Origin of the sequence: Actinoplanes derwentensis, assembly GCF_900104725.1 — a bacterium.
In the GTDB taxonomy this organism is placed as follows: domain Bacteria; phylum Actinomycetota; class Actinomycetes; order Mycobacteriales; family Micromonosporaceae; genus Actinoplanes; species Actinoplanes derwentensis.
Map to the genome: position 1 here is coordinate 9,931,343 of NZ_LT629758.1, position 14,772 is coordinate 9,946,114.

14 protein-coding genes are annotated in these 14,772 nt (G+C 68.7%); 11 read left to right on the plus strand and 3 right to left on the minus strand.

Annotated elements, in window-relative coordinates:
• The first annotated feature begins 22 nt into the window (after nt 1-22).
• From xerD to BLU81_RS44440, 5 genes are all read left to right on the plus strand, one after another.
• Nucleotides 23-1,027: a site-specific tyrosine recombinase XerD gene (gene xerD / locus BLU81_RS44420; RefSeq protein WP_092555374.1), complete on the plus strand. Its 1,005-nt coding sequence runs from the start codon at nt 23-25 to the stop codon at nt 1,025-1,027.
• A gap of 112 nt (nt 1,028-1,139) precedes the next feature.
• Entirely contained in the window at nt 1,140-2,072 is a 933-nt protein-coding gene (locus BLU81_RS44425; protein ID WP_092555376.1) for a ParA family protein, read from the plus strand.
• A gap of 11 nt (nt 2,073-2,083) precedes the next feature.
• Nucleotides 2,084-2,755 carry a zinc metalloprotease gene (locus tag BLU81_RS44430; RefSeq protein WP_092555378.1) on the plus strand — a complete coding sequence of 224 codons (672 nt, stop codon included), beginning with the start codon at nt 2,084-2,086 and terminating at the stop codon, nt 2,753-2,755.
• A 538-nt stretch (nt 2,756-3,293) separates the two neighbouring features.
• On the plus strand, nt 3,294-4,682 hold the full coding sequence (locus BLU81_RS44435; protein ID WP_092555380.1) for an AAA family ATPase: 1,389 nt from the start codon (nt 3,294-3,296) through the stop codon (nt 4,680-4,682).
• Entirely contained in the window at nt 4,679-5,425 is a 747-nt protein-coding gene (locus BLU81_RS44440) for an HNH endonuclease family protein (protein ID WP_092555382.1), read from the plus strand. Before BLU81_RS44435 ends, BLU81_RS44440 begins: the two co-directional genes overlap by 4 nt.
• Nucleotides 5,426-5,468: 43 nt before the next feature.
• On the opposite strand, the gene BLU81_RS44445 is transcribed toward BLU81_RS44440, so the two are convergent.
• Both BLU81_RS44445 and glpK (BLU81_RS44450) read right to left on the minus strand, forming a co-directional pair.
• Nucleotides 5,469-7,187 (minus strand): glycerol-3-phosphate dehydrogenase/oxidase, encoded by a 1,719-nt coding sequence (locus BLU81_RS44445; protein ID WP_092555384.1) that lies wholly within the window; start codon nt 7,185-7,187, stop codon nt 5,469-5,471.
• A gap of 27 nt (nt 7,188-7,214) precedes the next feature.
• A complete protein-coding gene (glpK, locus tag BLU81_RS44450; RefSeq protein WP_092555386.1) occupies nt 7,215-8,693 on the minus strand; it encodes a glycerol kinase GlpK in 1,479 nt (492 codons plus the stop codon).
• An 82-nt stretch (nt 8,694-8,775) separates the two neighbouring features.
• Between glpK (BLU81_RS44450) and BLU81_RS44455 the strand changes: the two genes are divergently transcribed.
• The 3 genes from BLU81_RS44455 (at nt 8,776) to BLU81_RS44465 (ending at nt 11,379) form a co-directional block, all read left to right on the plus strand.
• The gene (locus tag BLU81_RS44455; protein WP_092558547.1) at nt 8,776-9,534 is read left to right on the plus strand and encodes an IclR family transcriptional regulator; all 759 of its coding nucleotides are present in this window, start codon (nt 8,776-8,778) and stop codon (nt 9,532-9,534) included.
• Nucleotides 9,531-10,997 carry a glycerol kinase GlpK gene (gene glpK, locus BLU81_RS44460; protein WP_092555388.1) on the plus strand — a complete coding sequence of 489 codons (1,467 nt, stop codon included), beginning with the start codon at nt 9,531-9,533 and terminating at the stop codon, nt 10,995-10,997. Before BLU81_RS44455 ends, glpK (BLU81_RS44460) begins: the two co-directional genes overlap by 4 nt.
• A 151-nt stretch (nt 10,998-11,148) precedes the next feature.
• A complete protein-coding gene (locus tag BLU81_RS44465; RefSeq protein ID WP_157752032.1) occupies nt 11,149-11,379 on the plus strand; it encodes a hypothetical protein in 231 nt (76 codons plus the stop codon).
• A 36-nt stretch (nt 11,380-11,415) separates the two neighbouring features.
• On the opposite strand, the gene BLU81_RS44470 is transcribed toward BLU81_RS44465, so the two are convergent.
• Nucleotides 11,416-11,940: a GNAT family N-acetyltransferase gene (locus BLU81_RS44470; RefSeq protein WP_092555390.1), complete on the minus strand. Its 525-nt coding sequence runs from the start codon at nt 11,938-11,940 to the stop codon at nt 11,416-11,418.
• Nucleotides 11,941-12,058: 118 nt separating this feature from the next.
• Here BLU81_RS44470 and BLU81_RS44475 point away from each other — a divergent pair, with 118 nt between their 5' ends.
• Genes BLU81_RS44475 through BLU81_RS44485 form a run of 3 tightly spaced genes read left to right on the plus strand, consistent with a single transcriptional unit; the run spans nt 12,059 to nt 14,770 of the window.
• Nucleotides 12,059-13,030, plus strand: coding sequence for a segregation and condensation protein A (locus tag BLU81_RS44475; protein WP_092555392.1), 972 nt, complete (start codon nt 12,059-12,061; stop codon nt 13,028-13,030).
• Nucleotides 13,027-14,046, plus strand: coding sequence for an SMC-Scp complex subunit ScpB (gene scpB, locus BLU81_RS44480; protein WP_092555394.1), 1,020 nt, complete (start codon nt 13,027-13,029; stop codon nt 14,044-14,046). Before BLU81_RS44475 ends, scpB begins: the two co-directional genes overlap by 4 nt.
• Nucleotides 14,015-14,770, plus strand: coding sequence for a pseudouridine synthase (locus BLU81_RS44485; RefSeq protein ID WP_092555396.1), 756 nt, complete (start codon nt 14,015-14,017; stop codon nt 14,768-14,770). The genes scpB and BLU81_RS44485 overlap by 32 nt, the downstream gene beginning before the upstream one ends.
• Nucleotides 14,771-14,772: the final 2 nt, after the last annotated feature.

The following is a 14,772-nucleotide window of genomic DNA, read 5'->3' on the forward strand; positions in this document are numbered from 1 at the left end:
AGGCCGGACCTTCGATGGGCGGATGCCGGTCGGTGAATCCGGGAAGATCAGCAGCTCAAGCGTAGGATCTGCCGAACACGAGGACGGACGCGACCCGGATGGAGGTGCCGCTCTGAGCCTGGACCAGGCGATCAGGACCTATCTCGACCATCTGACTGTGGAGCGTGGCCTGTCCCGCAACACGCTCTCCTCCTACCGCCGTGACCTGCAGCGATACGCCGAATGGCTGGCCGCCGCCGGGGTCACCGACCTCAGTGGGGTGAAGGCCGCCGACGTGTCCGGTCACCTGGCGGCGCTCCGCGAACAGGGCCTGGCGTCGTCGTCGGCGGCGCGGGCCGTCTCCGCGGTGCGCGGGCTGCACCGGTTCGCGGCCCGCGAGCGGCTGGTCCCGCACGACTCGGCCGCTGAGGTGCGCCCACCCGCCCCGCCGAAGCGCCTGCCCAAAGCCCTCGACGTGGAACAGGTCGGCCGGCTGCTGGCGGTGCCGGACGCCGACTCCCCGCTCGGGTTGCGCGATCGCGCGCTGCTGGAGTTCCTCTACGGCACCGGCGCCCGGATCTCCGAGACGGTCGGCGCCGACATCGACGACCTCGAACTCGACATCGATCCGGCCGTGGTGCTGCGGGGCAAGGGCGGCAAGGCCCGGCTGGTCCCGGTCGGCGGTTACGCGCGGTCCGCGGTGCAGGCCTATCTGGTACGGGCGAGGCCCGCACTGGCCGAGTCCGGCCGGGGCACCCCGGCAGTGTTCCTGAACGCCCGCGGCGGCCGGCTGTCCCGGCAGAGCGCCTGGACCGTACTGCACCGGTGTGCCCTCGCGGTGGGCCTCCCGGTCGACGGTCCGTACGCGGTGAGCCCGCACACGCTGCGTCACTCCTACGCGACACATCTGCTCGACGGTGGCGCCGACGTACGGGTGGTGCAAGAACTGCTGGGACACGCCTCGGTCACCACGACGCAGGTGTATACCCTGGTGACCGTCGAACGTCTCCGGGAGGTGTACGCGACCGCACACCCCCGGGCTCGTTAGAGGCTATGGATGCGTAGGAGCGACACGCCGACCAGCTGACCCCGGCACGGCGGCACGGTTGGCGTACAGTCGGGCATCGGCTCCGGCTGTGAGTCGAGAGGGGGCGAGGACGATGTCAGGGAACGGCGAGCGTGCGGAGGCCTGGACCTCCACGCTCCGCGAACAGCAGAACTCCCTGGATCTCGGCGCTGACCTCGGCCCTGCCGACCCCACGGCCTACACGATGCGACGCCCCATTCCCGAGCCGATGCCGAAGGACCGGCACGGCCCGGCCCGCATCATCGCGCTGGCGAACCAGAAGGGTGGCGTCGGCAAGACCACGAGCACCATCAACCTCGGTGCCGCCCTCGCGGAGTACGGGCGCAAGGTCCTCCTCGTCGACTTCGACCCGCAGGGCGCCTGCTCGGTCGGCCTCGGAGTGAACCCGCACAACCTCGACCTGAGCATCTACAACCTGCTCATGCAGGACGACGTCGCCACCGAGGACGTCATCATCAAGACCGACGTGGCCGGCCTGCACGTGCTGCCCGCCAACATCGACCTCTCCGCGGCCGAGATCCAGCTGGTCAACGAGGTCGCCCGGGAGATGGCCCTGGCCCGGGCGCTGCGCTCGGTCCGCAAGGAGTACGACTTCATCCTGATCGACTGCCAGCCCTCGCTGGGCCTGCTGGCGATCAACGCGCTGACCATCGCGCACGGTGTGCTCATCCCGCTGGAGTGCGAGTTCTTCTCGCTGCGCGGGGTGGCCCTGCTCCTGGACACCATCGACAAGGTGCGCGAGCGGCTCAACTTCGACCTTGAGCTGGAGGGCATCCTCGCCACCATGTACGACTCCCGCACCACCCACTGCCGCCAGGTGCTGCAGCGAGTGGTCGAGGCGTTCGGCGACAAGGTGTACCAGACGGTCATCACCAAGACGGTGAAGTTCCCGGAGTCGACCGTGGCGGGCGCTCCGATCACTACGCTGGACCCGGCGTCGTCCGGCGCCCGTAATTACCGTCAACTCGCTCGCGAGGTCATCGCCGCCCAGGCAGAACGAGGCTAGGTTCCGCACCCGTGCTCTTCGCCCTCGGCGAGCCGGTGGCTTTCGTCGCCCTGGTGGTCGCCTTCCTTCTCGGCATCGTCCTGCGTTCGGTGGCGATGCGGTTCACCGCGCGCGTCGTCGGCCTCAACGACGGCCGCCCACCCGCCCGTTTCAACGCCCGCCAGGAACTGGACCCGTTCGGCGCGGTCTGCGCCGCCATCGGCGGCACCGGCTGGGGCCGCCAGATCACCGTCGACGAGGTCCCCCGATGGCGGGGCCGAGGCCGGGCCGCCGCGGTGTTCGCCGCCGGGCCGGTAGCCTGCATCCTCGCCGGTGAGCTGGTGATAGCCGGTTACGCCCTGGTCTACGGCGGCGACATCCTGGCGTTCGTGGAGCCCGGCGTGCTGCTGCGCGGCAGCCTCCCCTTGCCTTTCGACCACCAGGCGATCCTCTCCCTCGGCGGCGGCCTACTCGGGTTCGGCCTGCTGGCCTTGATCCCGATCCCCCCACTGGACGGCTTCGGCATCCTGTGGCACGCGCTGCGCCGCCCCGGCCCGAGCATGAACTGGATGCGCCTCTGGTTCGAGGACAAGAACGTCGGCGCCCTGATCCTCCTGATCTTCGCCTTCTTCCCCCTCGGCTACCCGCTGCTCCTATGGGTCATCGACATCCTGGGCATCCTCTTCCTCCGCATCTGGGCCTGACCCCCACCCACCGCCAAAGTGCAAGATCAACCGCTTTGCGCCGGTACGATCAGCACCTCCCGCCGAACTCCACACGTCCCGCCCCGCCCCGCGAGGCGGCCCCACTCCAGGCCGTTCCCGCGACCGCCGGGACGAATGCGGTGGTAACCGCCGATCAGCTCATCTTTCGGGGATAAGTACGTTGGAGTACTCGATCCGCCCGGGAGCCATGGATGCACACCTACCGAGGAGCATCACGATGGACCAGGTTCGCCACTTCGAATCCCCTCCACCGCCCGTCACCAGTTCCGGCAGAGGCGCCCGGTAGTGCCCGCCAGGCAACTTCGGAGCGAGCTGGCCAGGCTCCGGCCATCCAAGGCCGAGGTGCTCGCCGAGGGCGGCGGTTGGGCGGTCATCCTGCCGGGCCTGCCGCTACACGGCGACGGTGACACCATGACAGTTGCCGCCGCGCGCACCTCGGCCGGATGAGCGCCGACCGCCACTTCTTCGGAGTCGCCGTCCGGGCGGCCGCCCGCGCCCGGCTGGATAGGCTGTTCGGGTGTACATCAAAGAGATCAAGCTGGAGAACGTGCGGGGATTCCACGGTTCCCGGCGGGTGTCACTCGATCTCACCCGGCCCGACGGCTCTCTGGCCGGCTGGACCGTCATCGCGGGCCGCAACGGCTCCGGCAAGACCTCTTTGCTGCGGGCGGTCGCGTTAGCCCTCGGCGGTCAAAGCGCCGCTCATGCACTGGTCAATGACTTCACAGCATGGGTCTCTGTCGGGTCGGCTTTCGGCTCGGCGGTCGTCGAACTGATCCGCGACACCGACGTCGACAAGTTCGTCGACGTCGGTCACGAGTCGTCGGAGACGTTCCGGCTGGGGCTGGGATGGAAACTTCCCCGAACGAGCCCCGCCGAGCCGGGTGATCTTATGCCCCTGATCGGACGGATGCATTTCGACGGTCAGGAGTTCCATGCGGACGACCGGATCGTAGACGTCGAGATCGCCGGTCCGTGGAACCAGAACTCCGTCGGTTGGTTTTGCGCGGCATATGGGCCTTTCCGGCGGCTGGCCGGAGGTTCGGCTGATGCCCAGCGGCTTGCTGCCACTCGCGGACCGGCAGCCCGGATGACCAGTCTGTTCCGGGAGGACGCCTCCCTTGCAGAAGGTGTGACCTGGCTTATCGAGCAGCATCTGCGGGCGCTGGAGGGCCGTCCCGGCGCTGAAGAATTGAAGCGAGGCACACTGGAGGTTCTCGGCGACGGGCTTCTGCCGGATGGCTACCGGATCCGTGAGGTCAACTCGGAAGGGCTCTGGGTCGAGAACGACGGGCGGCGGTTTCCGTTGCGGGAGATGAGTGACGGCTACCGCACGGTGGCGGCACTGGTCGTCGACCTGCTCAAGCAATTGCACGAGACCTATGGTTCGGTGTCCTTCAAACGCGAAGGCGGGTCGATATCCGTAGCCGATCCTGGAGTGGTCCTGATCGACGAGGTGGACGCGCACCTGCACGTCTCCTGGCAGAAACGAATCGGTGGCTGGCTCAAACAGCACTTTCCGCAGATCCAGTTCATCGTCACCACACATAGTCCGTATATCTGTCAGGCCGCTGACGAGCACGGTCTGATCAGCCTGCCCGGCCCTGGTGAAGACGAGCGGCCCCGGATCATCGGCACCGAGCAGTACCAGCGAATCATCTACGGCAGTGGTGACGACGCCATCATGTCCGACCTGTTCGGGCTGGACACGCCCTATTCGGCGACAGCTCTTCGTCTTCGCCAGGAACTCGCCGTTCTCGAAACCGACGTCCTCATCGGCCGGGCGGACGCCGCCGGCATTCGCCGTTACGAAGATTTGCGTGACCGTCTCAGCAGCTCACCCGCCGCACACGCCGAGGAGCTTGCGGCGAGGATCATCGTCGACAGGGAACGGCCCCGCCCGTGATCCCGATCGCCCGGGCCGCCCTGCCACCGGAAGTCGTCGACCGAATGACGGTGCTGACCGACCGTATCCTGCTGACAGCAGTGGAGGACCAAGCGTCGCGGGCGAAGGCCCTGTGGAGACAGGGCAATGTCCGTCGCGATGTCAAAGAGCCGGTTCGGGCTGTTCTGAAGCGGATGGCCGGCGGCCGTGACCGTTGTATGTATTGCTGGGACAGCGAGGGGACCGCTGTCGACCATCATGAACCTCTGGCAAGAAATCCGGTTCGAGCCTTCGATTGGCTGAACCACCTGCTGGCCTGCGAGGGGTGCAACAGTGATCGGAAAGGCGGCCGCTATCCGGTCGATTCCCGGGACCGGCCACTACTGATCGACCCCACCGCGGAGGACCCGTTCGACCGCCTGGTGCTGTCGCTGACCGTTGGTCATTATCTCCCGTTGACCGAGAAGGGCCGCCGCACCATCGAGGTCCTCGACCTGAACCGCTCCATCCTGACCCGAGGTCGTGTGACTTGCTATTCCACCGTGGTCCTCTGGCTTCGGCAATGGCCGGACGCTGTTGTGGGGAGAGGGTTCTATCGGCCGGAAGAGCTACTGGAGCAGATCCGGTGGCAGCCGTTCGCCGATGTGTGTCAGTCGATGTTGCGGCAGGTCGGGTTGCCCGGAGCGGCGACGATCTTCTCTCGCGAACCTGATGTGATCGACGTCTTGCGGGATGAGGCTGTGCGGCGGGCGTTGATGGTCTGACGGTTCCGGCGTATTTCCCCCAGCCGGAACCGTCAGACCGGAATCAGGACGCGGAGGCCAAGGTGACCGTGGGGACGCCTCGGAGGGTGGCGTCGGCGGTGGTGTCGTCGGGCTGGGTCTGGGCGGACAGTTCGGCGATCACGTGGGACTCGTAGGCGGCGGCCTCGCGTTTCGCGTCGGCTTCGGACCAGCCGAGAGCGGGGGCGATCAACACCGCCGCCGCGTGGGCTGCGGTGACGCCGCGGTCGGGGGTTTCGAACGCCACCCGGGTCCGGCGGGTCAGCACGTCCTCCAGGTGGCGGGCGCCCTCGTGGGTCACCGCGTAGACGATCTCGGCCCGCAGGTGGTCGGGCGCGCCGTCCAGGGGCAGGCCCAGCGACGGGTCGTCCCCGATCAGCGACAGCACCTCGTCGATCAGGGTGCCGTAGCGGTGCAGCAGGTGTTCGATCCGGTTCACCGTCAGGCCGGAGGATCGGGCCAGGGCGCTGCGGCGGTTCCAGGCGGCGCGGTACCCGTCGGCGCCGAGCAGCGGGACCTGGTCGGTGCAGGACGGCGGCACCCGGGTGGACATGTCACGGGCGGCGGCGTCCACGGCGTCCTTCGCCATCACCCGATAGGTGGTGTATTTGCCGCCGGCCACCACGATCAGGCCGGGGACCGGGTTGCCGACCGCGTGTTCGCGGGACAGTTTGGCCGTGCTGGCGGCTTCCGCGGACAGCAACGGGCGCAGTCCGGCGTACACACCCTGCACGTCGTCTCTGGTCAGCGGGGTGGCGAGAGCCTTGTTGACCTCGTCCAGCAGATAGTCGACATCCTTGCCGGAGGCGGCCGGGTCGGCCTTGTCCAGGTCCCACTTGGTGTCGGTGGTGCCGATGATCCAGTGCTGGTCCCACGGGATGACGAACAGGACGCTGCTGGCCGTACGCAGGATCATGCCGGTGTGGCCGGCGATCCGGTCGCGCGGGACCACCAGGTGGATCCCCTTGCTCGCGGTGACGGTGAACTCGCCGCGTTCGCCGGCGAGCATCGCCTGGCTGTCGCCGGTCCACACACCGGTCGCGTTGATCACGGTGCGGGCCCGGATCTCGAACTCGGCGCCGGTGGCCAGGTCACGGGCGCGGACACCGACGACGCGGCGGCCGTCGCGCAGGAAGCCGATCACCTCGGTACGGGACGCGACGTGCGCGCCGTGGGCCATCGCGGTCCGGACCAGGAACATGGTGTGCCGGGCGTCGTCGACCTGGGCGTCGTAGTAGCGGATCGCGCCGACCAGGGTCTCCGGGCGCAGCGACGGGAACGCCTTGAGGGCTTCGACCCGGCTGAGGTGCCGGTGCATGGGCACCCCGGCCCCGTTTCCGGACAGCGCGAGAATGTCGTACAGGGCCAGGCCGGCGCCCATGTAGAGGCGTTCCCAGGCACGCTTCTGCAGCGGGTACAGGAACGGCACCGGCCGGACCAGGTGCGGGGCCAGTTTCTGGATCAGCAGGCCGCGTTCCCGCAGCGCCTCCCGGACCAGGCTGAAGTCGAGCATCTCCAGGTAGCGCAGGCCGCCGTGGATCAGTTTGCTGGACCGGCTGGAGGTGCCGCTGGCGAAGTCACGGGCCTCGACGAGGCCGACGGAGAGTCCGCGGGTGGCGGCGTCGAGGGCCGATCCGGCCCCGACCACGCCGGCGCCGACGACCAGAACGTCCAGCTCATCGCCGGACGACAGGGCCGCCAGGGCCTTCTCGCGGGCCTGAGGTGAGATCACTCCGGTGTTCATGAAAGGGTCCTCTTTTCCTTCAGGCGGTCAGCTGACGCTGACCCAGTCGAGGGTGCGGTCGATGGCCGCGTGCCAGCGGGTGATGCCTCCGGCGCGGCGTTCCGCCGACCAGGACGGCTGCCAGCGCCGGTCCTCGTGCCGGTTGGCGCGCAACTCGTCGAGCGACTTCCAGAACCCGATGGCGAGCCCGGCGGCGTACGCGGCACCGAGCGCGGTGGTCTCGGCGACGACCGGCCGGCTGACCGGGACGCCGAGGATGTCGGACTGGAGTTGCATGCAGAGCGCGTTGGCGGTGACACCGCCGTCGACCTGCAGGGCGTCCAGGGCGGTGCCGGTGTCCTGAGCCATCGCCTCGACCACGTCACGGGTCTGGTAGCTGATCGCCTCCAGAGCGGCCCGGGTGATGTGGGCGGCGGTGTGGAAGCGGGACAGGCCGACGATGGCGCCGCGCGCGTCGGGACGCCAGTAGGGCGCGTACAGGCCGGAGAACGCCGGGACGAAGCAGACGCCGTCACTGTCGTCGACGCTCGCGGCGAGAGTCTCGCTGTCGGCTGAGGTCTCGAACATGCCGACCTGGTCCCGCAGCCACTGGATGGCGGATCCGCACGCGGCGATCGAACCTTCCAGGGCGAAGACCGGGGCCGCCTCGCCGAAGCGGTAGGCGACCGTGGTGATCAGGCCGTGGCTGGACCGGACCGGGGTGGTGCCGGTGTTCATCAGCAGGAAGCCGCCGGTGCCGTACGTGCACTTGGCCTCGCCGGGCTCGAAACAGGTCTGCCCGAACAGGGCGGCCTGCTGGTCACCGAGGGTGGCGGCGATCGGCACGCCGGGCAGGGCGGCGTCGGCGGTCCCGTAGATCTCGCCGGACGACTTGATCTCCGGCAGCATCGCCCGCGGGATGCCGAAGATCGCCAGGAGTTCGTCGTCCCAGTCCAAGGTCGAAAGGCTCATCAGCATCGTACGACTGGCGTTGGTGACGTCGGTCAGATGCTTTCCACCGGTCAGGTTCCAGATCAGCCACGAGTCGACGGTGCCGAACAGCACCTCGCCCTTCTCGGCCCGTGCGAGCAGGCCGGGGGTGTTCTCCAGCAGCCACTGGACCTTGGTGGCGGAGAAGTAGGTGGCCGGCGGCAGCCCGGTGCGGTCCTGTATCAATGCGGCGTCGAGCCGGGCCACCAGGTAATCGGTGCGGGTGTCCTGCCAGACGATCGCCGGGGCGACCGGTTCGCCGGTCAGCCGGTCCCACAGCACGGCGGTCTCCCGCTGGTTGGTGATCCCGATCGCGGCCAGGTCGGCCGGGGCCAGCCCGGTGTCGGCGAGCGCCACCGCGATGGTCTTGAGGGTGTTCTCCCAGATCTCCGACGGGTCGTGCTCGACCCATCCGGATCGTGGCTGGATCTGCCGGTGTTCCAGCTGGTGCCGGCCGATCTCGTGCCCCGCCCGGTCGAAGATCATGAACCGCGTGCTGGTGGTGCCCTGATCGAGCGCGCCGATGTACTGCGCCACAAGTGCCTCCCGTCCTCGACTTGCGCGACGTTAGGGAGCCGATCCGGGGTGCGGCAACGCGGTGCGTGCGACAATGTCGCACGTGCCCGGCCTGATCCAGTCCATCGAGCGCTCCTCAGCCGTGTTGCGCCTGCTCGCCACGGGGGAGGACCGGCTGCGCGTCAAGGAGATCGCCGACGCGCTCGGCTGGCCGAAATCGACCGCCCACGGCATCCTGCGCACCTTGGAGCACGTCGGTTTCGTCGAACAGGACCCGCGCACCGCCCGCTACCGCCTCGGCCGGGGGCTGCTCGACCTGTCCTCAGCCGGCATCGACGACAACGAGCTGCGCGGCCGCGCCCTGAACTGGGCGGACGCTCTCGCGGCACGCAGCGGCGAGGAGGCTCGGCTGGGAGTGTTCCGCGACGGACAGGTGCTCGTGGTGCACCACGTGTTCCGTCCCGACGATTCCGCCCAGAATCTGGACACTGGCGTACGTCTACCCGCGCACGCCACGGCCCTCGGCAAGGTGCTGCTGGCGTACCACGCCACGGCCGCCGCCTCGGTGCTGACGGCCGGGCTGGACGCGTACACCAGAAGAACGGTGACCAGCCACGACGGCCTGCGCCAGGACCTGACCGTGACCCGCGCCCGCGGCTGGGGTCTCTCCGTCGAGGAGTGGCGTCCCGGACTCGCCGCGGTCGCCGCGCCGGTGCGCACGTCCGGTGGCCTGGTCGTCGGGGCGATCGGCATCGCCGGCCCGGTGGAACGGGTCACCGACACCCGGCGCCAGCCCCGCCCGCACCTGGTGGACCAGGTCGTCGCGGCGGCCCGGTCGATCTCCCGCGAGGTGCAGTCATGAGTTACGTGCTGGCGGTGGATCAGGGGACCACGTCGACGCGGTGCATCCTGTTCGACCGGCGCGCGACAGTGGTGTCGGTGGTGCGGGTCGAGCATCAGCAGTCCTATCCCCGGCCCGGCTGGGTGGAGCACGACGCCGCCCGGATCTGGCGGGACCTGCAGAAACTGATCAGGAAGGCACTGCGCGAGGCGGGCATCGAGTCGTCGCAGGTGGCGGCGATCGGGATCGCCAACCAGCGGGAGACGACGGTGCTGTGGGACCGGGCGACCGGCGTCCCGGTGGCTCCGGCGATCGTCTGGCAGGACACCCGCACCGACGTCTCCACCATCGACGTGGACTTCGTGCGGAACAAGACCGGGCTGCCACCGGCCACCTACTTCTCCGCCACCAAGATCCAGTGGCTGCTGGACCACACACCCGGGCTGCGGGACCGTGCGGCACGCGGGGAAGTGCTGTTCGGCACCATGGACAGCTGGCTGATCTGGAACCTGACCGGTGGCCTGCACATCACCGACGTGACGAACGCCAGCCGTACCATGCTGATGAATCTGTCCGATTTGGAATGGGATCCCGAACTGCTGGCGCTGTTCCGGATCCCGCGGGCGATGCTTCCGGAGATCCGGTCGTCGTCCGAGGTCTACGGGACGGCCGAGGCGGTGCTGCCGGGCGTGCCGATCGCCGCCGCGATCGGGGACCAGTCGGCGGCACTGTTCGGGCAGACGTGTTTCGAGCCCGGTGAGGCCAAGTGCACGTACGGCACCGGCGGTTTCCTGCTGTTGAACACCGGCACCACGCCGGTGTGGTCCCGGCACGGCCTGATCACCACGGTCGGTTACCGGATCGGCGCCGAGAAGCCGGTGTTCGCGCTGGAGGGTTCGATCGCGATCGCCGGTTCGCTCGTGCAGTGGGTGCGTGACGGCCTGGGACTGATCGGCACCGCCTCCGAGATCGAGACCCTCGCCGGTGCGGTCGGCGACAACGGTGGCTGCTACATCGTCCCGGCGTTCTCCGGCCTGTTCGCGCCCTACTGGCACAGCGAGGCCCGGGGCGTGATCGTGGGCCTGACCTCGTACATCACCAAGGGTCATCTGGCTCGTGCGGTCCTGGAAGCGACCGGCTGGCAGACCCGGGACGTGGTCGACGCCATGAACGCCGACTCCGGCCTGGCTCTGACCGCCCTCAACGTCGACGGTGGAATGACCGCCGACAACCTGCTGATGCAGATCGTCGCCGACTTCCTCCAGGTGCCGGTGGTCCGGCCGATGGTCGCTGAGACGGTGTCGCTGGGTGCCGCCTACGCGGCCGGGCTCGCCGTCGGGTACTGGTCGGACCTGCGGGACCTGCGCGCCAACCGGCACCGGGCCGGCAGTTGGCGGCCGGTGCTGGACGCCGGTCGCCGGGAACGGGAGTACACCAACTGGCGGCGGGCCGTCGAGTGTGCCGTCTTTTTCAGCCGCGAGTGAGCCGCTCACCTTCGCTCTGCACACGCCGGTGAACCGATGGTGAACATCTCACTTTGGTCACCTGAATGCCAGATTTTGCGAGAGCGTCTACAGTCGCCGTCACCACGCGCTCTCGTTCGGTAGCGCGGGATCACGACGAAGGGAGGCTGACATGGCGAAGACCAAGGAAGCCGTCAAGGCCAAGGCGAAGAAGGCCGTCAAGGCCGTAGAGGCTCCGGTCAAGGAGAAGAAGGCCAAGAAGGCCGTCGTCGCACCCGTCGTGGTCGAGACCCCGAAGGCGCCCAAGGCCAAGAAGGCCGAGAAGGCTCCGAAGGCCGTCAAGGCCGTCAAGGCGCCCAAGGCCGTCAAGGTCGAGAAGGCTCCCAAAGCCAAGAAGAAGTGATCCACCGGGCCGCCGGGCCACCCGCCCGGTGGCCCGTCACTTCTGGTTGGTGAACAGCTCGCACGTCATGTTGTAGTAGCGGTCCGTCTGTCCGACGTGGCTCATGCCGAGCCGTCGGCACACCGCCTGTGAGGCTGTGTTCTCCGGCCAGGTGACCGCGAACACCGGCGAGATCCCGGACCGGGCCGCGTACGCCATCACCGCGTTCGCCGCTTCGGTGGCATAACCCTTACCCCACGCGTTCGGGTGCAGATGCCAGCCGATCTCGGTCTCCTCAGCGGGTGTCAGCTCCTCGCCGGAGGCCATCAGCGGCACGAGCAGGGCGGTGCCGAGCAGATGACCGGTCGCCCGGTCCTGGATCGCCCAGATGGTGTGCACGTCGTCCTGCCGGTTCCGCCAACGGGTGAGGGTCGCGACCGCGTCGTCGGGGCCGTCCAGAACCCTTGGTGCCGCACCGAGATAACGCGACACCTCCCAGCGCGAGTACATGTCGAGAAGGAAGTCGACATCCTTCTCCTCCCACTCGCGCAGGAGCAGCCGGGGCGAGATCAGTGACCGCATCGCCGCAGCGTAACCGGGATCGTGAAGAAACGTAACCGGCCGGTAACGCAGGTGCGGAGCAACCCCGCACCGCTGATGGCGTTGAAGAAGCGTGCGCCAGGATCAACTAGTCACCGGCATGGTCTACGGTCGGCACGTGCTTGACGAGCCCGACCAGCCGACGCCCGCAGATGCCGAGACCACCGGCTTCACCGTCCGGCTGGAGAACTTCACCGGCCCCTTCGACCTGCTCCTGCAGCTCATCGGCAAGCACAAACTCGACGTCACCGAGATCGCGCTGCACCAGGTCACCGACGACTTCATCGCCTACATCCGGGCCATGGGCGACGACTGGGACCTCGGCGAGACCAGCGAGTTCCTGCTGGTCGCGGCCACTCTGCTCGACCTCAAGGCGGCCCGGCTGCTGCCCGCCGCCGAGGTCGAGGACGAGGAGGACCTCGCCCTGCTGGAGGCGCGCGACCTGCTCTTCACCCGGCTTCTGCAGTACAAGGCCTTCAAAGAGGCCGCCGCGCACATCGCCGAGCTCGAGGCGGTCGGGGCGCGTCGCTGGCCGCGGCAGGTCTCTCTGGAGGCGCGGTACGCCGACGCCCTCCCCGAACTGGTCCTCGGTGTGGGGCCGGAGCGGATGCTGAAGCTCGCACTCCGCAGTTTCCTGCCCAAACCCGGGCCGCCCGAGGTCTCCATCGCGCACATCCACCAGGTGCGGGTCAGCGTCCGGGAACACGCCGGGCTGCTGCGGGACCGGCTGCGGCGGGCCGGATCCGCCACGTTCACCCTGCTCATCGCGGACTGCGAGAACACCCTCGAAGTGGTGGCCCGGTTCCTGGCGCTGCTGGAGCTGTACCGGGAAGGGCTGATCGAATTCGAACAGCCGGTGTCGCTGGACGAACTGATCGTCCGATGGGTCGGCGGTGACGATGCGGCCGATGTCGACCTCGACATCGACGACTACGAGGGCAGCAAACCGGTCGAGGAGACCACCGGTTCGGACGAACCTGCGGGTGCGGCGCTTGACTCGGGCGCCCACCCCGCCGATCTTGACGAGGAGGCTCCGGCGGACGAGCCGGCGGCCGTGGAGGAGACATCGTGAGCAGCGAGGAGCGTCCGGAGAGCCTGGCCGCGCAGGCGGCGGCGTGGGTGCCCCCATGGGAACGCCGCCGAGACCCGGACCCGGACTTCCCGGCAACGGTCCAGGACCCCGAGTCGCCGGCGGAGGATCCCGAGCCACTGGTCGAAGCGCCCGAGCCGCAGGCCGAGGATCCCGAGCCGCCGGTCGAGGAGCCCACTCCCTCCTTCCCCTCGATTCACGACATTTCTGAAATGTACGACAATGGGGCCGAGGGGCCCGAATCCGTGCCGGTCGAGGCCGTCGCGGAGCCGGAGTTCGTGCCGGTTGCTGTCGTTGCTGAGCGTGAGCCGGTCGTGGCCGTGCCGGAACCCGAGCCTGAATCGCGCGCGGTGGAGCCCGTCGCGTCGGTGCCGGTTCAGCCACGGCGGCCCCGGGAGGGGGCCACGGCGGCGGTCGAACAGGTCATTCGTACCCCAGCGCCGGTTTTGATGGACGACGCCGAACTCGCGGCGACCCTCGAATCGATCATGCTGGTCGTCGATGAGCCGGTCGGCGAGTTGCAGTTGGCGCAGGTCCTGGAACAGCCGGTGGAACGGATCGCCCGGTCCCTGGAGAACGTGTCGGCGCGTTACACCGCGGCCGGGCACGGCATCGACCTGCGGCGGGCGGCCGGTGGGTGGCGGCTCTACACTCGGCCGGAGTATGCGGCGTACGTCGAACGCTTCGTCCTGGACGGCCAGTCGGTGCGGCTGACCCAGGCGGCGCTGGAGACACTCGCCGTGGTCGCGTACAAACAACCGGTGACTCGTTCCCGCATCTCAGCCATCCGCGGTGTGAACTGTGACGGGGTCATGCGTACGCTGGTCACTCGCGGCCTGATCGAGGAGTGCGGCACCGAGCCGGAAACCGGGGCATACCTGTACCGGACGACGCCGTTGTTCCTCGAGAAGCTGGGCCTCAACTCGGTTGATCAGTTGCCGCCGCTCGCTCCATTCCTGCCCGACGATGTGGAAGAAGTGCTCGATGCCTCAGGCTGACACCGCCGAACGCCTCCAGAAGGTCCTGGCATCTGCCGGTGTTGGATCCCGGCGCGCCTGCGAAGATCTGATCTTCCGGCGGCGCGTCACCGTCAACGGCCGGGTCGCCAGGCTCGGCGACAAGGTCGACCCCGCCACGGCGGAGATCCACGTCGACGGGCAACGGGTGATCACCAACACCAAGCTCGTCTACGTCGCGCTCAACAAGCCGCGCGGCGTGGTCTCCAGCCTCGACGACGAGAAGGGCCGCACCGAGCTGGCCGACTTCCTCGGCGCCAACTTCGAGCAGCGGCTGTTCCACGTGGGCCGGCTCGACGCCGAGTCCGAGGGGCTGCTGCTGTTCACCAACGACGGCGGGCTGGCGCACAAGCTGATGCACCCGTCGTACGAGATCAACAAGACCTACCTGGCCGAGGTGGTCGGGCCGCTGCCGCGCACCGTGGGCCGGGCCCTGCAGAAGGGCGTCGAGCTGGAGGACGGCCCGGCGAAGGTCGACTCGTTCCGGCTGGTCGACGCGATGGGCAAGACGGCTCAGGTGGAGATCGTGCTGCACGAGGGCCGCAAGCACATCGTGCGCCGGATGATGGACGCGGTGGGGCACCCGGTGACCCGGCTGATCCGTACCGCGGTGGGCCCGATCCGTCTCGGTGATCTGCGCCCCGGCGGTTTCCGGCACCTTTCCGCCGCCGAGGTGGCCGCCCTTTTCAAGGCCGTCGGAGATTGATC